This is a genomic window from Streptomyces sp. NPDC045778, assembly GCF_056431945.1.
Map to the genome: position 1 here is coordinate 70,580 of NZ_JBWKJZ010000010.1, position 24,262 is coordinate 94,841.

General features: G+C 73.4%; 6 protein-coding genes. 3 read left to right on the forward strand and 3 right to left on the reverse strand.

Annotated features, from left to right (window positions below; translation table 11 throughout):
- Positions 1 to 84: 84 nt before the first annotated feature.
- Positions 85 to 15,348: a type I polyketide synthase gene (locus AC07GB_RS15140; RefSeq protein ID WP_478845390.1), complete on the reverse strand. Its 15,264-nt coding sequence runs from the start codon at positions 15,346 to 15,348 to the stop codon at positions 85 to 87.
- A 326-nt stretch (positions 15,349 to 15,674) separates the two neighbouring features.
- Between AC07GB_RS15140 and AC07GB_RS15145 the strand changes: the two genes are divergently transcribed.
- Positions 15,675 to 16,619, forward strand: a complete 945-nt coding sequence (locus AC07GB_RS15145) for an ABC transporter ATP-binding protein (protein ID WP_478845392.1) — start codon at positions 15,675 to 15,677, stop codon at positions 16,617 to 16,619.
- Positions 16,616 to 17,431: an ABC transporter permease gene (locus AC07GB_RS15150; RefSeq protein ID WP_478845394.1), complete on the forward strand. Its 816-nt coding sequence runs from the start codon at positions 16,616 to 16,618 to the stop codon at positions 17,429 to 17,431. The genes AC07GB_RS15145 and AC07GB_RS15150 overlap by 4 nt, the downstream gene beginning before the upstream one ends.
- A gap of 82 nt (positions 17,432 to 17,513) precedes the next feature.
- Here AC07GB_RS15150 and AC07GB_RS15155 read toward each other — a convergent pair whose 3' ends face one another.
- Positions 17,514 to 19,142, reverse strand: coding sequence for a flavin monoamine oxidase family protein (locus AC07GB_RS15155; protein ID WP_478845396.1), 1,629 nt, complete (start codon positions 19,140 to 19,142; stop codon positions 17,514 to 17,516).
- 558 nt (positions 19,143 to 19,700) lie between these two features.
- Here AC07GB_RS15155 and AC07GB_RS15160 point away from each other — a divergent pair.
- The gene (locus tag AC07GB_RS15160; protein ID WP_478845397.1) at positions 19,701 to 20,450 is read left to right on the forward strand and encodes a P-loop NTPase family protein; all 750 of its coding nucleotides are present in this window, start codon (positions 19,701 to 19,703) and stop codon (positions 20,448 to 20,450) included.
- Between the two features lie 105 nt (positions 20,451 to 20,555).
- Here the strand turns inward: AC07GB_RS15160 and AC07GB_RS15165 are convergent, their stop codons facing one another.
- Complete coding sequence (locus AC07GB_RS15165) at positions 20,556 to 23,405, reverse strand: helix-turn-helix transcriptional regulator (RefSeq protein WP_478845399.1); 2,850 nt, start codon at positions 23,403 to 23,405, stop codon at positions 20,556 to 20,558.
- Positions 23,406 to 24,262: the final 857 nt, after the last annotated feature.

Sequence of the window (24,262 nt, forward strand, 5' to 3'; positions counted from 1 at the left end):
CATCCGGGGGAGGGTAGGGCAACAACCCCTACCCTCCCCCTACGGGCCCCTTTATGAATTTCCGCGCATTACCGCGACCAGCGGTCAGGAAACACCGAGTTCATTGTCGATGAAGTCGAACATGTCGTCGTCGTCGGCTTCCTCCAGCTGTTCCGCGATGCCGGCCGTGTCGGGCGCGCCCGGCTCCCCGGCGTCCAGCTTGCCGAGCAGCGCCCGCAGCCTGCCGCGTACGGCCGTCCGCTCGGCGTCCGCCAGCGGGCCCGTGGCCAGGGCCGCTTCCAGGCCCGCCAGCTCGGCGGCGACCCCGCCGAACCGCGGTCCCGCGGCGCCGTCCCCGGCGCCGCCGGCGCGCGGCAGGCTCTCGTCCAGGTGGGCGGCGAGCGCCGCGGGCGACGGGTAGTCGAAGATGAGCGTCGCCGGGAGCCGCAACCCGGAAAGGGAGTTCAGCCTATTCCGGAGTTCCACCGCGGTGAGCGAGTCGACCCCCAGTTCCAGGAATCCCCGGGTGGCGCCTATTGCTTCGGGCCCGGAATGCCCGAGCACCGCCGCCACATTACCGCGTACGGCATCGAGGAGGGCCCGCTCGCGTTCCGCTCCGGAAAGCCCCGCCAATTCCCGGACGAGCGCGGGGCCCGTGCCGGGTGCCTCCGCCACGCTCCCGGAGCGCGCGAGCGCCCTGTCGGTCCTGCGGGCCGGGGTGCGGACGAGGTCGGAGAACACCGGCTGTACGCCGTCGGGTCCGGCGGAGGCGCGCAGGGACGCGGTGTCCAGGCGCAGCGGGACGAGCACCGCGGGCGCGTCGGGCCCGGTCAGGGCCACGGCGGCGTCCAGGAGTCCGAGGCCCTCCCGCGTGGACAGCGGGGCGACGCCTCCGCGCGCCATGCGGCGCAGGTCCGCGTCCCCGAGGGCTTCCGTCATCTCGCTCGCCTCGGCCCATACGCCCCAGGCGAGTGAGGCCGCCGGGAGGCCCTGGGCGCGGCGGGTGGCCGCGAGGGCGTCCAGGAAGCAGTTGGCGGCCGCGTAGTTGGCCTGGCCCGGGCTGCCGAGGACTCCGGCGGCGGAGGAGAACAGGACGAAGGCGGACAGGTCCAGGTCCGCGGTCAGCTCGTGCAGGTGCAGGGCCGCGTCCGCCTTGGGCCGCAGCACCGCGTCCACACGCTCGGGCGTCAGGGACGTGACCACGCCGTCGTCCAGGACGCCCGCCACGTGCACCACGGCCGACAGGTCCGCGCCACGCTCGTCGAGGAGCGCGGCCACGGCGTCCCGGTCGGCCACATCGCACGCGGCCACCGTGACCTTCGTACCCAGTGCCTGGAGTTCGTCGCGCAGTTCTCCGGCTCCGGCCGCCGCCTCGCCCCTGCGGGAGACGAGGAGCAGGTCGCGGACGCCGTGGTGTTCGGCCAGGTGCCGGGTCACCAGGCGGCCCAGGCCGCCGAAGGCGCCCGTGACCAGGACGGAGCCCTCGCCCCACGGCGAGGCGTCCGCCCCGGCCGGGGCGGCGGTGACCTTCGTCAGGCGGGGCACCCGCACCGCGCCGCACCGCACGGCGGCCTCGGGCTCGCCCGACGCCAGGACGGCACCGAGCACGGCGGCGTCGATCTCCGCGTCGATCTCCGCGTCGGTACCCTCGTCGATGTCCGTGTCGATGTCCACCAGGACGAACCGTCCCGGGTGTTCGACCTGCGCGGACCGCACCAGCCCCCAGACGGCGGCGCCCGCGGGATCGAGGATGCCGTCCGTGCCGTCGGCGGCGACCGCGCCGCGCGTCACGACGACGAGGCGCGAGGCCTCAAGGCGCTCATCGGCCAGCCAGCCCTGCACCACCCCCAACGCCTCGGCCAACCGCGCCGACACCGCCTCGGGCCCCAGCTCAGAGCTACCGGCTCGCCACACCACCGCAGCCGGAACAGACTCCCCAGCGTCCAACTCCTCGTACGACACGTACGGCACAGGCTCGACGGCCGCCGCCACGGCCTGCGGCTTCCACTCCACGTGGAACATCGAGTCGTGCACCGCGCCGCCGCCGAGCTGCTCGGCCGGGACCGGGCGCGACACCAGCGAGTCGACGGTGGCGACCACCTGGCCACTCTGGTCCGCGAGGGTCAGGGACACGGCGTCCGTGCCCGTACCGGCCAGCCGTACGCGGACCGTCGCGGCGCCCGCCCGGTACAGCCGGACCCCGCTCCAGGCGAACGGCAGGCCGATGCCCTGCCGCTCCTCGTCCAGGAGGAGGGTGGCGTGCAGCGCCGCGTCGAGGACGGCCGGGTGCAGGCCGAACGCCGTGGCGTCCGCCGCCTGCTCCTCCGGCAGCGCGACCTCGGCGAACACCTCGCCGCCGCGCCGCCAGGCGGCCCTCAGCCCCTGGAACACCGGCCCGTAGCCGTACCCCGTCCCGGCGAGCCGGTCGTACAGGGAGGCCGCGTCGGCGATCGGCTCCGCGTCACGCGGGGGCCAGACGGTCAGGCCCTCGGGCTCCGCCGCGTCCGCCACCGCGCTCAGGAATCCGGACGCGTGCCGGGTCCACGGCCCTTCGGGGTCCTGCTCGTCGCGGGAGTGCACGGTCACCGGGAAGCGCCCGTCCGCGTCCTCGGCCCCGACGCCGACCTGGAGCTGTACGGCACCACGCTCCGGCAGCACCAACGGCGACGCCAGCGTCAGCTCCTCAAGCACCCCGCAGCCGACCTCGTCACCGGCCCGCACCGCCAGCTCCACGAACGCCGTGCCGGGCAGCAGCACCCGGCCCGCCACCGCGTGATCCGCCAGCCACGGATGCGTGGCCAGCGACAGACGCCCGGCCAGCAGATACCCGTCGCCACCGGCCAGCGGCACCGCCGCACCCAACAGCGGGTGCCCCGCCGCGACAAGACCGGTCGCCGCCACGTCCCCCGCCGCGCCCACGGCCGGACGCGGCCAGTAGCGCCGGTGCTGGAACGCGTACGTCGGCAGATCGACGCGGCGCCGCGTCTCGACCGGCGCGTAGAGCGGCGTCCAGTCGACCTCGGCTCCGCGTACGTGCAGCTGCGCGAGGGCGGCCAGGAACATGTCCGGCTCCGCGCGGTCCCTGCGCACGGCCGCGACAAGCCCGGCCTGCTCCTCCGGCTCGGTGAGGGTGTCGTGCGCCATGGCCGTGAGCACGGCGTCCGGTCCCAGCTCCAGGAACGTCGTGACGCCCTGACCAGCCAGGGCCCTCAACCCGTCGTGGAAACGGACCGCCTCGCGGACGTGCCGCACCCAGTACTCGGGATCCCTCATCTCGGCGGGATCGGCCAGCGCACCGGTGACGTTCGAGACGACCGGCAGGCTCAACTCCCCGTACGTCAGTCCGCTGGCAACCTTACGGAAGTCCGCGAGAACCGGCTCCATCAACGGCGAGTGGAAGGCATGCGACACCTTCAGCCACTTCACCTTCCGGCCCTGCTCGCGAAGCGTGTGCTCCAGGCCTTCCAGCGCCGCGCGGTCGCCGGAGAGCACCAGCTGCGCCGGGCCGTTCACCGCCGCCACGCCCACGCGGTCCGACACATCCGCCAGCAGCGGCGCGACCTCGGCCTCCGTGGCCTGCACGGCCAGCATCGCCCCGCCCTCGGGCAGGGCCTGCATCAACCGGCCACGCGCAGCCACCAGTCGGGCCGCATCTTCAAGCGACCACAACCCGGCCACATACGCAGCCGCCAGCTCACCGATCGAGTGACCGCCCACGACCTCCGGCCGCACCCCGAAGGACTCCGCCAAGCGATAAAGGGCGACTTCCATCGCGAACAGGGCGGGCTGCGCGTAGGCGGTCTGCTCAAGCAGCTCCGCATCCGCACCGAACATCACGCTCTGGAGCGAACGTTCTATCCACTGGTCGAGATGAGAGCAGACCTCGTCCAGCGCATCCGCGAAGACAGGGAACGTCTCGTACAACTCACGCCCCATCCCGACCCGCTGGCTGCCCTGACCGGTGAAGAGCACCCCCAGGCGGCCGTCGACGACCGAACCCGGCACGAGTGTGTCGAGGCCGGTCAGGAACTCGTCCCGCTCGCGGCCGAACACCACCGCCCGGTGCTCGTGCACGGCACGCCCCGAGAGCAGCGACCAGCCCACGTCGACGGGGTCGAGGTCCTGGGCGCCGACGTACGCGCGCAGCCGCTCGGCCTGCGCCCACAGGGCCTCTTCGCTGCGGCCCGACACCAGCCACGGCACGGCCGTGACCGGAGCGACGGCCTGCGCGGGCTCCTCGACGGGGGCCTGCTCCACGATCACGTGGGCGTTCGTACCGCTCACACCGAACGACGAGACTCCCGCCCGGCGCGGGGCATCCTCGCGCGAGGCCCACTCCCGGGCCTCCGTCAGGAGTTCGACGGCACCCACCGACCAGTCGACGTGCGAGCTGGGGCTGTCGACGTGCAGCGTCGGTGGCAGGACCTCTTCGCGCATGGCGAGAACCATCTTGATGACGCCCGCGACACCGGCGGCGGCCTGCGTGTGGCCGATGTTGGACTTGATGGAGCCCAGCCACAACGGCCGTTCGGCGGGACGCTCCTGGCCGTAGGTGGCGAGGAGGGCCTGCGCCTCGATCGGGTCACCGAGGGTCGTGCCCGTGCCGTGGGCCTCCACGGCGTCGACGTCACCGGCGGCCAGACCGGCATTGGCCAGGGCCGCGCGGATGACGCGCTGCTGGGACGGGCCGTTGGGGGCGGTCAGGCCGTTGCTGGCGCCGTCCTGGTTGACGGCGGAGCCCCGTACGACCGCGAGGACCTCGTGGCCCTTGCGGCGCGCGTCCGACAGGCGCTCCAGCAGGAGCAGGCCCGCGCCCTCGCCCCAGCCCGTGCCGTCCGCGGCCTCCGCGAAGGCCTTGCAGCGGCCGTCTGTCGCCAGGCCGCGCTGGCGGCTGAACTCCACGAAGGTGTCCGGCGTGGACATCACCGTGACGCCGCCCGCCAGGGCCAGGTCGCACTCGCCCTGGCGCAGCGCCTGCGCCGCCAGGTGCAGCGCGACGAGGGAGGACGAGCACGCCGTGTCGACCGTGACCGCCGGGCCTTCGAGGCCGAACGCGTACGAGAGGCGGCCGGAGACGACGCTCGCCGCGTTGCCGGTGCCGAGGTAGCCCTCGCCCCGGTCGGGGGTGGTGCGCAGGACGTGCTCGTAGTCCTGGCCGTTGGTGCCGGAGAAGACGCCGGTGCGGCTGCCGCGCAGGGTCGCCGGGTCGATGCCCGCCCGCTCGAAGGCCTCCCACGCGGTCTCCAGGAGCAGGCGCTGCTGCGGGTCCATGGTCAGCGCCTCGCGCGGCGAGATGCCGAAGAAGTCCGCGTCGAAGTCGGCCGCGTCGTGGAGGAAGCCGCCCTCGCGGACGTAGCTGGTGCCGGGGTGGTCGGGGTCGGGGTGGTACAGCTCCGCCACGTTCCAGCCGCGGTCGTCCGGCATGTCCCCGATGGCGTCCCCGCCGTCGCGCAGCAGCCGCCACAGCTCCTCGGGCGAGCGGACGCCGCCGGGGAAGCGGCAGCTCATCGACACGATCACGATCGGGTCGCCGTCGTCCGGCGTGCTCGCTGCCGCCGGGGCGGCGGCCGGTCCTTCGGCGGTGTCGGGCGCGAGACCGCCGAGGAGTTCGCCGCGCAGGTGCGCGGCGAGGGCCGCCGGGGTCGGGTGGTCGAAGACGAGGGTGGCCGGCAGGTGGAGTCCGCTGGCGGCGCCGACGAGGTTGCGCAGTTCGACCGCCGTCAGCGAGTCGAAGCCCAGGTCCTTGAAGGGGCGGGCGGCGTCCACGGTCTTGCCCGCGGGGTAGCCGAGGACGGTGGCCACGCGGTCGCGTACGAGGTCGAGGACCGCCCGCTCCCGCTCCCCCGCGGGCAGGGCCGCGAGCCGCTCGGTGAGCGAGGCCGTGGAGGGGTCCGCGGCCCGCGCCCGCTCCGGCCCGGCCGTCGGCTTGCCGGCCGGGTCGGTCGCGAGGAGCTGGTCGAACAGGTGGCAGGGGCGTGCTGCCGCGTAGCTCGGCGCGTACCGGTCCCAGACGACGTCGGCGAGGGTGACCGTGGCGGCGGCGCCCGGGGTGGCCGTGGCCGCGAGCGCGGCGGCCATGGCGGCGACGGCGAGGTCCGGTTCCATCGCGGGCATGCCGCTGTCCCGTACGCGCCGTTCCACCACTCCGCCGTCGGCCGCCATGCCGCCACCGGCCCACGGGCCCCAGGCCAGGGACAGGGCGGGCAGGCCGAGGCCGCGGCGATGGGCGGCGAAGGCGTCGAGGAAGGCGTTGGCCGCCGCGTAGTTGCCCTGTCCGCCGATGCCCATCGAGCCCGCGACGGACGAGAACAGCACGAACGCCGTGAGGTGCTCGTTGTCGCGCGTCAGCTCGTGCAGGTTCAGGGCCGCGCGGACCTTCGGCCGGAAGACGGTCGCGAACCGCTCGGCGGTGAGGCCGTCGAGCACGCCGTCGTCGAGGACGCCCGCCGTGTGGAACACACCGGTCAGGGGCGCGTCCTCCGGGATCTCCGCCAGGAGCCGCGCGAGGGCGTCCCGGTCGGCCGCGTCGCAGGCCGCGACGGTCACGCGTACGCCCGACTCCTCCAGCTCGGCGCGCAGTTCGGCCGCGCCGGGGGCGTCGGGGCCGCGGCGGCTCGTCAGGACGAGGTGTTCGGCACCCGCGCGCGCCAGCCAGCGCGCCACGTGCCCGCCGAGCGCGCCCGTGCCGCCCGTGACGAGGACCGTGCCGCTCGGCGTCCACTCCCCCGCCGGCCTGTCGTCGGCCGCCGCGCGTACGAGGCGTCGTACGAACACTCCCGAACCGCGCACCGCCAGCTGGTCCTCGCCCGCCGCGGCGCCGAGGGTGTCGGCGAGGCGCAGCCGCGCCCGCTCGTCGGGGTGCGGCGGCAGGTCGACCAGGCCGCCCCAGCGCTGGGGCTGCTCCAGGGCGGCGACGCGGCCCATGCCCCACACGGGCGCCTGCGCCGGTGCGGTCAGGCGGTCCGAGCGGCCGGTGGTCACCGCGCCGCACGTGGCAGCCCACAGGGGCGCCGCCACGTCGGCGTCACCCAGGGCCTGGAGGAGGGCGAGCGCCCCTTCGAGCCCGACGGACACGGTCGGGTGGGCGGAGCCCTCGCTGTCGTCGAGAGCGAGCAGTGACAGCACGCCTCGCGGGTGGCCCGACTCGCCTCGCGCGTCGAGGAGTTCGCGGAGCTTGTGGCCCAGCGCCTCGCGGCCGGCCTCGTCACGGCTCACCGCGATCCGGACCACGCGCGCGCCGCGCTCCTCCAGGCCGGCGACGGCCGCCGCCACCCACGGGTACGCGTCCTCGTCGGCGGGCGTGACCACCCACCACGTGCCGTCGTGGGCCGCCGGGGCGAGGCCCGTCAGGGGCTTCCACGACTCCTGGTACCGCCATCGGCCGACGGTCGAGGTCTCGCGACGCTGCCGCCGCCAGGACGACAGGACCGGAAGCACGTCACCCAGCGCCCCGCCGTCGGCACCGCCGCCCAGTTCGGCGCTCAGCGACTCCAGGTCCTCGCGCTCCACGGCCTCCCAGAACCGGGCCTCCACCTCGTCCACGTCGCCCCCGCCCACAGGGGCCTCGGCGAACTCCGTGAGGTCCAGCCAGTAGTGGTCACGCTGGAAGGCGTACGTCGGCAGCTCGACGCGGCGCCGGGACTCGACCGGGGCGTACACCGGGGTCCAGTCGACGCTGACACCGCGTACGTGCAGCTGCGCGAGGGCCGTCAGGAACGCGTCCGGCTCGGGGCGGTCCTTGCGCGTGGCGGCTATCAGGCCCGCCTGCGCGGCGGGCTCGGTGAGCGTGTCGTGCGCCATCGCCGTCAGGACGGCATCCGGGCCCAGCTCCAGGAGGGTCGAAACACCCTGTTCAGCCAGCGCCTTCAGGCCGTCGTGGTAGCGCACGGCCTCCCTGATGTGGCGGACCCAGTACTCCGGGTCCTTCAGCTCTACGGCATCGGCCAGCTCACCGGTGAGGTTGGAGACCACCGCCAACGTCGGATCCTGGTACGTCAGCTTGGCCGCGACCTGGCGGAAGGCGTCAAGGGCGGGCTCCATCAACGGCGAGTGGAAGGCGTGCGACACCTTCAGCCACTTCACCTTCCGGCCCTGCTCGCGAAGCGTGTGCTCCAGGCCTTCCAGGACCGCTCGGTCACCGGACAACACCAGCTGCGCCGGACCGTTGACGGCGGCCACACCCACACGATCAGCGATCCCGTCGAGCAACGGCAGGACATCCGCTTCCGTGGCCTGCACGGCCAGCATGCCGCCGCCCTCGGGCAGGGCCTGCATCAACCGACCCCGCGCAGCCACCAGTTGAGCCGCATCCTCAAGCGACCACAACCCGGCCACGTACGCAGCCGCCAGCTCACCGATGGAGTGACCACCGACGATCTCAGGACGCACGCCGAAGGACTCCGCCAAGCGGAACAAAGCCACCTCGACGGCGAACAACGCGGGCTGCGCATAGCCCGTCTGCTCAAGCAGCTCCACGTCCGTACCGAACATCACGCTCTGGAGCGAACGTTCTATCCACTGGTCGAGATGAGAGCAGACCTCGTCCAGCGCATCGGCGAAGACAGGGAACGTCTCGTACAGCTCGCGGCCCATACCGATCCGCTGGCTGCCCTGACCGGTGAAGACCACCCCGAGGCGGCCCTGCACGACCGAGCCCATGACGGCCCCGCGACCGCCGGAGGTCACCGCGTCCAGCCCGGCCAGCAGGTCTTCCCGGGTGTGCCCCAGGACGACCGCCCGGTGCTCGTGTACGGCTCGGGCCGAGAGGAGCGACCAGCCGATGTCGACGGGGTCGGGGCCACCGTCGGCGTACTCGCGCAGCCGCTCGGCCTGCGCCCGCAGGGCCTCCTCACTGCGGCCCGAGACCAGCCACGGCACGGCCGTGACCGGAGCGACCGGCTCCGCGACCGCTGCGGGCTCCTCGGACGCAGGGGCCTGCTCCACGATCACGTGAGCGTTGGTGCCGCTCACGCCGAAGGAGGAGACACCCGCCCGGCGCGGGGCGTCCTCGCGCGAGGCCCACTCCCGGGCCTCCGTCAGGAGTTCGACGGCACCCGCCGACCAGTCCACGTGCGTGCTCGGCCGATCCACGTGCAGCGTCGGCGGCAGCACGCCCTCGCGCATGGCCATGACCATCTTGATGACGCCCGCGACACCGGCGGCGGCCTGGGTGTGGCCGATGTTGGACTTCACCGAGCCGAGGAGCAGCGGCTGGTCCGCGGGCCGGTCCTGGCCGTAAGTAGCGAGGAGGGCCTGGGCCTCGATGGGGTCGCCCAGGGTCGTGCCCGTGCCGTGGGCCTCCACGGCGTCCACGTCACCGGTAGACAGACCGGCGTTGGCCAGCGCGGCACGGATGACACGCTGCTGGGACGGCCCGTTGGGAGCGGTCAGGCCGTTGCTGGCCCCGTCCTGGTTGACGGCGGAGCCCCGTACGACCGCGAGGATTTGGTGGCCCTTGCGGCGCGCGTCCGACAGGCGCTCCAGCAGGAGCAGGCCCACGCCCTCGCCCCAGCCGGTGCCGTCCGCGGCCTCGGCGAAGGCCTTGCAGCGGCCGTCGGCGGCGAGTCCGCGCTGGCGGCTGAACTGGACGAAGGTGTCGGGTGACGCCATCACGGTGACGCCGCCCGCGAGGGCCATGTCGCACTCGCCTTGGCGCAGCGCCTGCGCGGCCAGGTGCAGGGCCACGAGGGAGGCCGAGCAGGCCGTGTCGACGGTCACCGCCGGGCCTTCGAGGCCGAACGCGTACGAGAGGCGGCCGGACATGACGCTCACGGCGTTGCCGGTGAGGACGTGGCTCTCGATGTCCTGGGGGACGGTGGCCATGCGGGAGATGTAGTCGTCGCCGTTGGAGCCGACGAAGACGCCCGCGCGGGTGCCGCGCAGGGTCGTCGGGTCGATGCCCGCGCGTTCGAACAGCTCCCAGGAGGTCTCCATGAGCTGGCGCTGCTGCGGGTCCATGGCGAGGGCCTCGCGCGGCGAGATGCCGAAGAAGTCCGCGTCGAACTCGCCCGCGTCCGGCAGGAAGCCGCCCTCGCGGACGTAGCTCTTGCCCGCCCGGTCGGGGTCCGGGTCGTACAGCTCCGCGAGGTCCCAGCCCCGGTCGGCGGGGAACTCGCCCATGGCGTCGCGGCCCTCGGCGACGAGGCGCCACAGGTCCTCGGGCGAGCGGACGTCGCCGGGGAAGCGGCAGCTCATCGACACGATCGCGATGGGGTCACCGTCGGCGTCGGCGGCGGGGGCCACCGGCGCGGGCAGAGCGTCGGGCTCCGGCGTGGAGCCGAACGCCTCCTCGCTCAAGTAGGCGGCGAGCACGGCGGAGTTGGGGTAGTCGAAGACCAGGGACGCGGGCAGGCGCAGGCCGGTGGCGGCCTGGACGCGGTTGCGCAGCTCGACGGCGGTGAGCGAGTCGAAGCCGAGTTCACGGAAGGCGCGGGCCGGGTCGACGGCCTCGGGCGAGGAGTGGCCGAGGACGGCGGCCGCCTGGGCGCGGACGAAGGTGAGGAGGGCGGTGCCGCGTTCGGCGCCGGGGAGCGGGGCGAGCCGGCGCAGCCAGTCCGGGCCGGTGGCGGTGTGGTCGGCGGGTGCCTCGGGGGAAGCGGGGTCGGCGGACCGCTGCCGTACCTCGGGGAGCGTGTCGAAGAGCCGGTTGGGGCGGGCCGCGAGGAAACCGGGCAGGAAGGTGTCCCAGTCGACGGCGGCGACGAGGACAGTGGCGTCGCCGCGCTCGACCGCGTCCCGCAGGGCGGCGACGGCCGGCTCGGGCGGCATCGGCGGCATGCCGTCGCGGCGAGACCGGTCGGCGCGTACGGCTGTGTCGGCGAGCCCGGCGCCGTCCCAGGTGCCCCAGGCGACGGAGGTGGCGGGAAGGCCGTCGGCGCGGCGCTGTTCGGCGAGGGCGTCGAGATAGGCGTTGGCGGCCGCGTAGTTGGCCTGGCCCGCGTTGCCGAGCGCGCCGGACGCCGAGGAGTAGAGGACGAACGCGTCCAGGTCGAGGTCGCGGGTGAGGTCGTGCAGGGCGGTGGCCGCAGGGGACTTGGGGCGCAGCACGCCGTCGAGGCGCGCGGGGGTGAGCGCGTCGAGCACACCGTCGTCGAGTACGCCCGCCGTGTGGATGACGGCGGTGAGCGGGGCGTCGGCGGGGATCTCGTCGAGGACGCGGGCGAGCGCGTCACGGTCGGCGACGTCGCAGGCCGCGAGGGTCACGCGGACCCCTGACTGCTCCAGTTCGGTACGGAGTTCCGTGGCGCCGGGCGCGTCGGGGCCGCGGCGGCTGGTGAGGACGAGGTGCTCGGCGCCCTCGCGGGCCAGCCAGCGCGCCACGTGCCCGCCGAGCGCGCCCGTGCCGCCGGTGACGAGGACGGTGCCGCGCGGTGTCCAGCGGGTGGCGCGGGTGAGGTCGGCGCCGGACGCCTCGCCCCTGACGAGGCGGCGTGCGAAGACGCCGGAGCCGCGTACGGCGAGCTGGTCCTCGTCGCCGCCGTCGCGGGCGGCGGCCAGGAGGGCGGTGAGCCGGGTGCCCGCTCGCGCGTCGTGGTCGCGGGGCAGGTCGATGAGCCCGCCCCAGCGGTCGGGGTGTTCCAGGGCGACGACCCGGCCGAGGCCCCACAGGTGCGCCTGGAGGGGGTGGTCGAGGCGGTCGCTGCGGCCCGTCGAGACGGCTCCCCGGGTGAGGGCCCACAGCCGTGCCTCGGCTCCGGTGTCGCCGAGGGCCTGGACGAGGGCGAGGGTGGCCGCGACGCCTGCGGGTACGGCTTCGTACCCGTCGAGGGGGGACTCGTCGAGGCCGAGCAGCGAGAGGACGCCGGCGGGCGCCGCCGCGCCGCCCTCCGTCGCCTGGTTCAGCCTCTCCGCGAGGTGGTCCCGTGTCGCCTCGTCGGCGGCCAGGCGCAGGAGGACGGGCTCCGCGCCGGCCGCCGTGAGCGCCTCGGTGACCCCCGCCGCCCACGGGTGTTCGCGCGCGCTTTCGGGGAGGACGACGAGCCACGGCCCGGACAGGCGGGCGGGGGGCAGCGTACCGCCGGGCAGCGGCTGCCAGGTGGCGCGGTAGCGCCAGGCGTCGATGGTGGAGCGTTCGCGGCGCTGCCGCCGCCATGCGGACAGGCCGGGCAGGACCTCGCTGAGGGCGCCCTGTGCCACGTCCCCGAGGGTGGCGGACAGTTCGTCGACGTCCTCGCGCTCGACGGCCTCCCAGAAGCGGGCCTCGGCCTCGTCCGTGGCGGCGGCGAGCGGCGTACCGCCGTCGGCCCGCTCCTCGGTCAGCCAGTAGTGGCGGCGCTGGAAGGGGTAGGTGGGCAGGTCCACGACGGTGCGCCGGCCGGGGAGGAGGGCCCGCCAGTCGAGTTCGGCGCCGTGGACGTGGGCTTCGGCGAGCGATGCCGTGAGGCGGTCGGCGCCGCCCTCGTCGCGGCGCAGGGAGCCGAGGGTGGCGGCCTGGCTTTCGGTGGCGTCGATGGTGGCCTGCACCGGGACGGTGAGGACCGGGTGGGGGCTCATCTCCAGGAACAGACCGTGGCCCTCGGCGAGCAGGCCACGCGTGGCGTGCTCGAACAGGACGGTCTGGCGCAGGTTGCGGTACCAGTAGCCCGCGTCCATGAGGGTGTCGTCGGTCAGCCAGTCGCCGGTGAGCGTGGAGTACAGCGGCACGTCGGGCGTGCGGGGCGCGACCGGGGCGAGGACCCGCTCCAGGTGCTCCTCGATGGCTTCGACGTGCGCGGAGTGCGAGGCGTAGTCGACGGGGATGGTACGGGCCCGGATGTCGCGGGCCACGCACTGGGCGACCAGCTCCTCCAGGGCCGCCGCGGCGCCGGAGACCACGACGTGCGCGGGGCCGTTGACCGCGGCCACGGACAGGTCGTCGCCCCACTGGCCGAGGATCTCGCGGACCTGCCGCTCGGGCAGCGGTACGGAGACCATGCCGCCGAGGCCGGAGAGTTCGATGATGGCCTGGCTGCGCAGGGCCACCACCCAGGCCGCGTCCTCCAGGGACAGCGCGCCGGCGACGCACGCGGCGGCGATCTCGCCCTGGCTGTGGCCGACCACGGCGGCGGGCTCGACCCCCGCCGCGCGCCACACGGCGGCGAGGGACACCATCACGGCGAACAGGACGGGCTGCACGACGTCCACGCGGTCGAAGTTCTCGCCGCCCAGCTCGTCGAAGAGGTCCCAGTCCACGAACGGGCCGAGGGCGTCGGCGCACTCCCGCATGCGCGCGGCGAACACGGGCGATTCGTCGAGGAGTTCACGGGCCATCCCGGCCCACTGCGAGCCCTGGCCGGGGAAGACGAACACCGGGCGGGCCGCCCCGGGGACGGCGCGGCCCGTGACCACGCCACCGGCCGCGAGGTCGCCGTCCGCGAGCCGTTCGAGCCCGGCGACGACCTCGTCGCGGTCGCGCCCGACGACCACGCCGCGGCGCTCGAAGCGGGAGCGGGTGGCGGCGAGGGACCAGGCCACGTCGCGCGGTTCGAGTGCGGGCCGGGCGAGCAGCCGCTCCCGCAGCCGGGCCGCCTGCGCGCGCAGCGCGTCGTCGGACTTCGCGGACAGGGGCAGCGGCACCCGGCCGGATGTCACCGACGGCGCGCCGGAGCCACCGGACCGCTCCTCAGCCTCCGGGGCGGCCTCGTCCGGCTCGTCGGCCGTGCTGGAGGCCGACGGCGCCTGCTCCAGGATGACGTGCGCGTTCGTACCGCTCATGCCGAACGACGAGACGCCGGCGCGTCGCGGGGCGTCCTCGCGCGAGGGCCACTCCCGGGCCTCCGTGAGGAGTTCGACGGCGCCCGCGGACCAGTCCACGTGGCTGCTCGGCTCGTCGATGTGCAGGGTCTTCGGCAGCACGCCCTGGTGCATGGCCTGCACCATCTTGATGACTCCGGCGACACCGGCGGCGGCCTGCGTGTGCCCCACGTTGGACTTCAGCGAGCCCAGCCACAGCGGACGGTCGGCCGGGCGCCCCTTGCCGTACGTGGCGATGAGGGCCTGCGCCTCGATGGGGTCGCCGAGGGTGGTGCCGGTGCCGTGCGCCTCCACCGCGTCGACGTCGGCGGCCGCGAGGCCCGCGTCGGCGAGGGCGGCGCGGATGACGCGCTGCTGGGAGGGTCCGTTGGGGGCGGTCAGGCCGTTGCTGGCGCCGTCCTGGTTGACGGCAGAGCCCCGCACGACGGCCAGGACCTTGTGCCCGTTGCGGCGCGCGTCGGAGAGGCGCTCCAGGACGAGCATGCCCACGCCCTCGCCCCACGCCGTGCCGTCGGCGCCCTGCGCGAACGGCTTGCAACGGCCGTCGGGCGCGAGGCCGCGCTGGCGGCTGAAGGCCAGGAAGGAACCGGGCGAGGCCATGACCACGACGCCGCCCGCGAGGGCGAGCGCGCACTCGCCCTGGCGCAGCGCCTGGACGGACAGGTGCAGGGCGACGAGGGAGGAGGAGCAGGCGGTGTCGACCGTCATGGTCGGGCCCTGGAGGCCGAGGGTGTAGGCGATGCGGCCGGAGGCGACGCTGGCGGCGGTGCCGGTGACGAGGTAGCCCTCCAGGCCGTCACCGGCGTCGCTGAGGCGCGGCCCGTACTCCTGGGTCTCGGCGCCGACGAACACGCCGGTGCCGGAGTCGCGCAGCGACGCGGGGTCGATGCCCGCGCGCTCCAGGGCCTCCCAGCACGCTTCGAGCAGCAGGCGCTGCTGCGGGTCCGTGGCGAGGGCCTCGCGCGGCGAGAGGCCGAAGAAGTCCGCGTCGAACTCGCCGGCGTCGTGCAGGAAGCCGCCCTCGCGGACGTACGAGGTGCCAGGCCGGTCGGGGTCGGTGTCGTACAGGGCGGTGAGGTCCCAGCCGCGGTCGGCGGGGAAGCCGGAGACGGCGTCCACCTCGTCGGCGACCAGCTGCCAGAGCGCCTCGGGGGTCTCGACACCGCCGGGCAGGCGGCAGCTCATGGCGACGATGGCGATGGGCTCGTCGTCGGCGCGGCGGGCCACGGGGACGTAGGTGTCGTCGGCGCTGTCGAACAGCTCGGCGCGCAGATGGCGGGCGAGGGCGTCGGCGGTGGGGTAGTCGAAGACCGCGGTGACGGGCAACTTGAGGCCGGTGGCGCGCTGGAGACGGCGGTGCAGATCCACCGCCGTCAGGGAGTCGAGGCCGAGGTCGAGGAAGGGGCGGGAGAGGTCACCTGCCGGGCGGTCGCCGTCGGCTCCGCCGAGGACGGCCGCGACTTCCCCGGTGACCACGGCGCGCAGGCGCCGCTCCTGCTCGGCGCGCGGACGGCCGTCGAGAGCGGCCCGCAGGCCTTCCGTGCGCGCGGGGCCTTCCGTGTGCGCGGGGGCTTCCACTTCCGGGTGAGGCCGGGCCTCCGGGTGAGAATGGGCTGCGAATTCCTCGAAGTCGCTCATTGTTCCACTCCGTAGCACCGGCCGTGATGGCTTTAAGAATTGCCTGACTGTAGGCCGGGGGGTGGCCCCGGCCGTGTACGCGGAGAAAATTCTGGAAGTGCGTCACGGAGGCCCCGGAAACCCCGGGAACCAATCTCCGTATCCCTGAGCGCACTTCAGATAAATTTGCCCACAATACCGCTGCACGGTAACAGCGCACAGCAGCCGACCCCACCCCTAAGAAACCCCTACGGGACGAGAGGGCCGGGCAGATACAGGGGTGTTCGGGATTCCCGCCCGCCTCTAGGGTCAGCGGCGTGGAATACGCTGTCCGGGTTGAGAATCTGGTGAAACAGTACGCGGCCAACGCACGCCGCGTGGTCGACGGTCTGAGCTTCGATGTGCACCGAGGTGAGGTGTTCGGCCTGCTCGGCCCCAACGGCGCGGGGAAGAGCACGACGGTGGGCATGATGACCACCCGGGTGCGGCCGACCTCGGGCGAGGTCGTGATCGACGGCGTGGACGTCGTCGCACGCCCCAGAGAGGCGAAGCGGGTACTCGCGGTGGTGCCGCAGCGCAACAACCTCGACCGCTCCCTCTCGGTGCGGCAGAACCTCCTCTTCCACGCCACCTACCACGGCATCCCGCGCGCGGAGCGGCGACACAGGGCCGACGAGCTGCTGGAGCAGATGGGCCTCGCCGACTACCGCAAGTCGAAGATCGACGACATGTCCGGCGGGCAGGTGCAGCGCGTGATGATCGCGCGGGCCCTGATCCACCGGCCGAGCGTGCTGTTCCTCGACGAGCCGGCGACCGGACTCGACCCGCAGGCGCGCCTGTTCGTGCACGAGCGGGTCGCGGAGCTGTCCGAGCGCGGCGTGACGGTGGTGGTCACCACCCACGACATGGACGAGGCCGCCAAGCTCTGCGACCGCGTCGGCATCGTGGACCGGGGCACCCTGCTCGCCCTCGACACCCCCGAGGGCCTCGGCACGCTGCTGCCCGCGCACTCGACACTCGCCCTCACGGTGCGCTCCGCGCAGGGCCCGGCGCCCGTGGTGAAGCTGCTCTCGGACCTGCCGGGGGTGCGCCAGGTCGACGAGGTCGACCCGGAGACGCCACCCGCGGACACGTGCCGCCTGCGTGTCTACACGGACACCGAGCCGGTCGACGCGCTGCGGCCGGCGCTCGACGCGCTCTCCGAACGGGACTACCGGGTCACGGATGTCGGCATCGGAAAGGTCTCCCTGGAAGACGTTTTCCTTCACCTCACCGGAAAGAATCTGCGATGACTGCGTCGACCGCGACAGCTTCGAGGACCGAGGCTTCGCCGGCCTCGCGGCAGATACACACCTTCGGCGCCATCATGTGGCGCGATGTGTTCGTCGCCCTGCGCCAGTTCCCCACGTTCATCGGCCAGGCCATCATCCAGCCGTTCTTCACGCTGTTCGTGTTCGGCGTGCTGCTGAGCGACGCGGGCTATGTGGACGGCGACTACAGCTCCGTCCTGCTGCCGGGTGTACTCGCCCTGAACGGATTCCTCGGCGGCATGCAGAACACGGCACTGCCGCTCGTCGTGGACTTCTCGTACACGCGGGAGATCGAGGACCGGCTGCTTTCGCCCATCTCGCTGCGCCTGGTGGCCGTGGAGAAGATCCTCTTCGGCGCGCTGTACGGATTCGTGGCGTCGCTGATGATGACGCCGGTCGGCATGGTGCTCCTGGACCTGTCGTGGCCGCTCAGCCGGACGGTGCCCGCCCTCGGGATCGCCGCGCTCGGCGCGCTCGCCGGGGCGTCGATCGGCCTGTGCCTGGGGACGTCCGTGAACAGCGACAAGGTCGACGTGATGTTCACGCTCGTCCTGATGCCGCTGCTGTTCACGGGCTCGACGCAGTTCCCGCTCGTCGCGCTCGACGAGGTGCGCTGGTTCCAGGTGATCTGCGGCGCCAATCCGCTGTCGTACGCCAGTGAGGGCATGCGGGCCGTGACGTCGCCGAACGTGGAGCACGTACCGCTGCCGATCACGCTGATCGTGCTCGTCGGGTCGATCGCGCTGTTCGCGGCCATCGGCGTACGCGGCTTCCTGAAACGCGCGCAGGCGTGAGTGCGGCACCCTGACCACGCGCCGAAGAGGGTCCCGGAGCAACCGCTCCGGGGCCCTCTTCGTGCCGGTCCCGCCGGGCCCCTCAGTCCTCGGGCAGGTCGATCGGCGCGAGCGAGGCGAACAGGTCGCCGGGGCCGGGGTTCAGCGGCTGGGTGGCGCCGCCGAGATGGCGCAGGACGCCCCAGTAGGCGTTGAGCCCTGTCGTCACGGCGCCCTCGGCGAAGCCCGCGGTCCAGGACACGTCGTCGCCCGCGAGGAAGAACCCGCGCTGGTCCGCGGTGAGGCCGTCCTGCATGAAGTGGGTGAACAGGCGCCGCTGGTACCGGTAGTGGCCCGGCAGGTTCGCCTTGAAGGCGCCCTGGAAGTGCGGGTCGGTCTCCCAGGTGACCGTGCGCGGCGGCGCGATGACGCGGGAGCGGATGTCGACGTCCGGGTAGATGGCGGCGAGGGCGTCGAGGACGCCCTCCAGGCGCTCCTCCGCGGTCAGCGGCGCCATCTTCAGGGAGTCGTCGTTCCAGGTGTACGACAGGCACATGACGCCGGGGCGGTCGGGTCCCTCGTCGAAGAGGTAGACGCCCCGGGGCATGCGGTCGGTGAGGGTCGTGCTCATCACCTCGCGGCCGGTGCGCGGGTCGCGCTCGCGCCAGAAGGGGCGGTCGACGAGGACGAAGAGCTTGGACGAGCCCATGTAGTGGCTGCGCTCCACGGCTGTCCACACGGGCGTGGGCAGCAGCGCCGGGTCGCAGCGGACGTTCGTGACCAGGGTCCGCTTCTGCGGGGTGAAGACGGCCACCGGGTAGGTGTGGGCGCTTCCGTCGCGCTCGTGGACGGTGATGCCGCGCGCGCCGCGCTCCAGGCGGGCGACACCGCCGCGGGGGCCGCCGCGGTGCAGCGACTCCAGGGAGGTGCCGGCCGGCCAGTGTGCGAGGTCGTCGGGCGCGTGGGACCACAGGCGCAGCGGCAGCTGCTGGGAGCCGCCCACGACGAGCTGGTGGTCGTCCTCCGCGCCGGTGTAGACGACCCGCAGGATCTCCAGGATGGAGTTGGGGAAGTCGGTGTCCCAGCCGCCCGCGCCGAAGCCGACCTGGCCGAATATCTCGCGGTACTTGAAGGACTGGAAAGCGGGCGAGCGGGCGATGAATCCGTAGAAGGACTGGTCGTCGAGGGCGCGTACCAGCGGGTTCCAGATGGCCTTGATGGCGGCGGTGTCGCGGCGGCGGATCGCGTCGTCCATGGCGAACAGCTCGGCGTGCTCCTGGAGGGCCTTGTCCCAGGCCATGCCGACTTCCTGGTAGACGTCGGGGAGTTCGCCCGGGTGCCGTGCGTAGTGCCGGTCGTCGCCGAGGGCGACGACGGTGGAGCCGCTGGCTTCGGTGAGCGGGTTGGGGAAGGGCCGGGTGCGCAGGCCGACCAGGTCCATGTAGTGGCGCAGGGCTGTCGCCGAGGCGGGGAAGCGCATGGCGCCGAGTTCGGCGACGGCGTCCGGGCGGCTCTCGAAGGCGGCCGAGCGCATGCGCCCGCCGACCGGGCCCGCCTCGTGGACGACGGGCCGGAGCCCGAGCCGCATCAGCTCGTACGCGGTGACGAGGCCCGATATCCCCGCCCCGATCACGGCGACGGGCGTGCCGAACTCGGCCGCCGGAATTTCGCCGAGGCCGTGCGGACTCGCCAGCCATTCGTCGTACGCGAAGGGAAAGTCCGGGCCCAGCATGGTTATGGAATCTGCTGTTCCGAGACGCGAACTACCGTTGAGGGCAACCAACGGATACTCCTCTGACCGTGGTGGAGGCCGGCCCGGCGTACGTTCCAGACGGCCGCGGGGGGAGCCGGGCTGCGGCAGCAGGAGGAAGGACCGCGATCGGCACGGCCCGTGCCCTGCCCCACGGGGGCCGGTCGGGCCCGCGAATCGCCTCCGATACACGGCACGTCTGACGGTGCCCTTGATTATCTCGGCGCCTTCAGGGGACGGAGAAACCCCTCAACGTCCCCTTACGGCTCCTAGATGTACGGGGGCGGCACACCCGGAACCGTGCGCGGTCACTGTTGCGTTCACGCTCAGAGCACCGTAACGCGCCCCCGAACGCGGGTTCTCAAGGGGCACTAAATGTTGCACGGGGCGCAATGAGTACTTTAGTAGCGAGGCTTCGATCCTGAAGACTGTACGAAAGTCAGGAGCTGCCTTGAAATGATCTATGGTGGCCGCACCACACGCCCGGAACAGTTCCCGCATCACGGAATTGTTCAACAATCACAATGCAGAGGAGGCCTCATGCATCCAGGGCCGGACAGCCGAAGGTTCGCGGTGCACGACCACCGTCCGGGCGCCGTGCCCGGCGGAGCCCGGCTGGAACCGATGGCCCTGGAGGTGCGCCGCACGGGCGGCGGCGTGGCGGCCCCACCGCGCGAAGGGGCGCCCGACCACGAGCGTCTCCTGCGCGTCGAGCGCCACGCGTGCCTCGCGGTCGTCTCCGACGACGACTCGGCGGACCGCTTCCTGGCCCGGCTCCTCGACGGCGGCCCCGGCCGTTCCGTCGCCGTCCACGGCGTGGACACGCGGACCGACCCCGACGCCGTGCACCGGCTCGTCGGGGTCGTCCCCCCGGGCATGCCGCTGCCCGAAGGGGCCGTCCACGATGCCCTGGTGGCCGCGGGCCTGCACCAGGGTCTGCCCCCGGAGACGGCCGCGGAGCGCGCCACGGACTTAACTGACGCCCTGGACCTGCGAGCCGTGGAGCGCACGCCCGTCGCCGGGCTCACCCCGGGCCAGCGCTCCCGCGCCGCCGTCGGCTGCGCGCTGCTGCACGTGCCGAGGCTGCTCCTGCTGTGCCGCCCCCTGGACGACGTGGACGAGGTGACGGAGAAAATCCTCCACCGGGTCCTCGGCCGCTACGCGGCGTCGACCGGGACCGTGGTGTTCTCCTCCCGCTCCCCGGAGGTGGCACGGCGCATGACGGACCGTCTGTTCATGGTCCGTGACGAGCAGGTCCGCTGCGGCCGTCTGCCGACGACCGCCCGCTGACGGAGCTTCACGCCGTCGCGCCCGCAGGGGCGACGACCGCGGCCGCCACCCCCCACTGGCGGTCATCGGCGGTCAGCACAACGTTGTCAGAGGGCCACGACCGGCTCAGCACGCCGTGTCCGCCAGCAGGTCGTGCGGGAGATCCTTGCGGCGTGAGACGTTCAACTTCCGGTAGACCCGCGTCAGATGCTGTTCGACCGTACTGACGGTGATGAACAGCTTGCGCGCTATCTCGCGGTTGCTGTGCCCGAACGACGCCAGGGACGCCACGCGCCGCTCCGCGTCGGTCAGCTCCTCCGCCGGGCAGGCCTCCCCGCCCCGCTCGGGGCGCTCCACCGCGCCCGCCTCGCCGTCGCCGTACGGCAGCAGCTGTTCGCACAGCGTCTCCGCCCGCGCGTCCCGCGCGACGCGCCACGCCCTGCGCGCCATCATGCGCGCCTGGCCGAGGTCGCCCAGGGCGTGATGGGAGCGGCTCAGCGCCCCCAGGGCCCGGACCAGTTCGAGCCGGTCCTCGCACTTCTCCAGTTCCTCGATCGCCTCGTGCAGCGCGTGGTGGTGCCGCCTGAGGCCGGCCACCTCGGCGAGCACGCGCAGCGTCTGGGCGCGGGTGCGGGACTGACCGGGGCCGCACTTGGCCAGCTGCTCCCTGACGAGCCGGTCGGCCTCGGCCTCGCCGCCGGTGCGCAGGTGCATCTCCGCGGCCGCGGACCGCCACGGCACCAGGGCCGGCTGGTCGATGCCCCAGCGGATCATCAGCTCGCCGCAGGTGAGGAAGTCGTCGAGGGCAGGGCGCACGCGCCCCATGGCGGCGTAGAGCTGACCGCGGGCGTAGCTCAGTTCCAGGCCGTACCGGGTCTCCGGGAGGCCCTCCGGGATGTGGTGGTCCAGATACGACATGGCCTGCTCGTACTGGCCCATCGCGGTGTGCGCCGAGACCAGGGTGGCGAGGATCGAGCCGATGCCGACGCCCCAGCCCTGCGGCGAGATCCATGACAGGGCGGTGAGCGCGTACCGCACGGCGTCCGGCGCGTGGCCCTGGCGCAGGGCGATGGTCGCCCGGACCGCGGACAGCGGCGCCTGCCAGCCCGGGCCGCCGAGCCTGGTGGCCTCGCGAAGGAGCGCGTCGCACCAGTGCGCGGCCCGGCCGAGCCGGTCGCAGTAGATCAGCACGGACAGGGCGGCGGTGAGCGTCTCCAGGGTGGCGTCGCTCAGCCGGGTGCCCTGGAGGACGGTCTCGGCGAGGTCGGCGGCGTGCGGGTCCACGCCGCGGGACAGGACGGCGTTCAGGGCGGCGCCGACGCGGCCGCGAGGGTCGCAGCCCGGGGTCGTCAGGACGTCGAAGGTGCCCTGCGGGGCGGGCCAGTTGTCGGCGCCGACGCGCTCACGGAGCGTGGGGTAGGTGGTGCGCACCGAGCCGGAGGCCAGGTAGCCGCTGACGGCGGAGGCCCCCTCGTAGGCGACCTGGCCCTTGCGGGCGACCTCGGCGGCCTCGTCGAACCTGCCCTGCCACAGCAGGCCCGAGATCAGCACCGGCACGGCCTGCTCGGCGAGCCAGCCCTCGTCGAAGGCGGCGCGCAGCGCGCCCAGGTGCGGGCCGAGGGTCGAGGGCCGCACCCGCCAGGCGAGGCGGGCCAGTTCGGCGAGGATCTCGCTGCGCCGCTCGCCGCGCGGGCAGCTCTCGTCGGCCAGGTGGAGGCAGGCGATGGCGAGGGAGACGTCCTCGTCGCGCCGGGCGCGGGTGGCCGTCTCCCACAGCACGTCGAGGGACTCGGTGCCGTCGACCTCGCCGGTGGCGACGATGTGCCGGGCCACGACGGGCGGTTCGGCGCCGTGGCGGCGCAGCAGCCGGGCCGCGCGCCGGTGCAGCCCGACGCGGTCCTCGCGCGACAGGTCGTCGAGGACGGCGGTGCGCGCCAGGGGGTGGCGGAACGCGTCCTCGTCGGTGAGGCCGGCCGCCCGCAGCGTGCGCAGGCAGCGCGTGACGGTCTCGCGGTCGAGGTCGAGGAGGTCGGCGAGGGTGGCGTCGGACGCGGCGTCGTCCAGGACCGCGAGGCCGCGGGCGACGGCCAGGACGGCGTCCTCGCCCCGGTGCAGGCAGCTGAGCACGGACTGCCGGTAGGCGTCGCCCGCGGGCACGGTCCGCGCCGCGGGCAGGGCGCTGTCGGCGCCCGTCCCGGCGGACCGGACGTCGTGGTCGAGCGGCCCGTGGGCGAGCAGGTCGTGGATCAGGGCCCGCACCAGGAGGGGGTTGCCGCCGCTGAGCCGGTGGACGTCGGGGGCGATGCCGTGCGCCGCGCTCTCGTCGAGGTGCGCGCGCAGCATCTCCGCCGTGCCCGCCTCGCCGAGGGTGGTGAGCCGCAGCTGGGTCAGGCGGGGGTGGCGCAGCAGTTCCGCGCTGAACATGGGCCGTTCGGCGTGCGGGCCGGTGCGCAGGCCGAGGACGATCACGACGGGCTTGGCCCGCAGTTCGCGCATCGCGTACTGGAGGCACTGGAGGGACGGGATGTCGGCGTACTGGACGTCGTCCACGAGGATGGCCAGCGGCCCGCCCCGGGCCAGGGCGCGCAGGCTCATGGTCAGGGAGCGCATCACATGGGCGCGGACGTGCTCCTCGCGCTCGCTGTCGGCGTCGCGGAGCATGGCGGTGAACTTGGCGTCGTCGAGCAGGCGCGCCACCCGCGCGGTCGCTCCGGCGTCCTGCTCCGCCACCTGGTCGGCGTGGAGGAGCAGTTGGCCGAAGACCGCCATGGGCGTCCTGCGCTCGGCTCGTAAACCCGTCGCCTTGAGGACGGTCAGGCCCCGCGCCTCGGCCTCGTCGGCGACGCTGTTCAGCAGCTCGCTCTTGCCGGTGGCCACCGGGCCTCTTATCAACACAACACGGGAAGGCCGCTCCGCGCTGTTCGCCAGAACGTCCTCCAAGAGAGCCCACTCATCGACTCGCTCGACCAGGCTCATAGTGCGGTTTCCTCCCCGTAAGAAATTATCGCAAACTGCACTGGGCGCCTTATTCGCATATCGCACTCATCAAGTTGCCTCAGGAGCCTGAAGCAGGGTACCAGGGCATATTCCAAATATCTCCGCCGGGACTCTTGGGGCACTCAGTCAACAACACAACTATGACTGAAACTTGACGGCGAGGTAGCCCCGAAAGAAGCGTGCCCACCCCCCAAATCCACGATGACTCGCAACGTTCAGCCCTCCCCACTCCGGGCATGTCTGTGATATAGACCCCGGCGGTCGGCGGGACCGATACGGAATCTAGAACTCCAATTGTGAGAAAGGAGAAGGCTCAACTGGCCAGAACACCGTCACCCAGGGCCCATCGAGCCACACTGTCCGGAAACATCCCTGACCACAGCCCCTGCGAGGGATCGATTCCGGCAAGCCAGGCAAGCCCGGCACTCCCCCCGATGGCTCCCATCGGGCGGCCCTCCGCACCTTGATCAGCCGTTGCTCCGGCTACCCAAAGCGCGGCGGCGCACACGGATTTGACGGCCCGTAGTGACCCCGCGGCCCGCGCTCCCGCCGCGGCAGGCGTTAAGAACGCGTTAGGCAAACAGGGTGGAGGGCGCCCCAACGCGGCCCCTCCGGAATGGAAACCGAAAACAATCCAGCGGCAATCCGACGGCAAAATTCCCTGTGAAAGTTTCCGGGACACGAGCGGCCCGGCCGCCGACCCGGCGGAGTTACCGCCGGGAAGCCCCGCCGCCCGGCCCCGGCGTCCGCACCCCGGAGTGCGGGCTGCGTCACATTGTTACGCCGAGGTTTCCGGCCGCGGCGCGCTTTGGCCGCGTGAACGGGAGCGGCAACTC

Coding starts and splice junctions, on each gene's coding strand:
- AC07GB_RS15140 (WP_478845390.1), bottom strand. CDS start 15,348: ATGAGCGACTTCGAGGAATTCGCAGCCCATTCTCACCCGGAGGCCCGG.
- AC07GB_RS15150 (WP_478845394.1), top strand. CDS start 16,616: ATGACTGCGTCGACCGCGACAGCTTCGAGGACCGAGGCTTCGCCGGCC.
- AC07GB_RS15155 (WP_478845396.1), bottom strand. CDS start 19,142: ATGCTGGGCCCGGACTTTCCCTTCGCGTACGACGAATGGCTGGCGAGT.
- AC07GB_RS15160 (WP_478845397.1), top strand. CDS start 19,701: ATGCATCCAGGGCCGGACAGCCGAAGGTTCGCGGTGCACGACCACCGT.
- AC07GB_RS15165 (WP_478845399.1), bottom strand. CDS start 23,405: ATGAGCCTGGTCGAGCGAGTCGATGAGTGGGCTCTCTTGGAGGACGTT.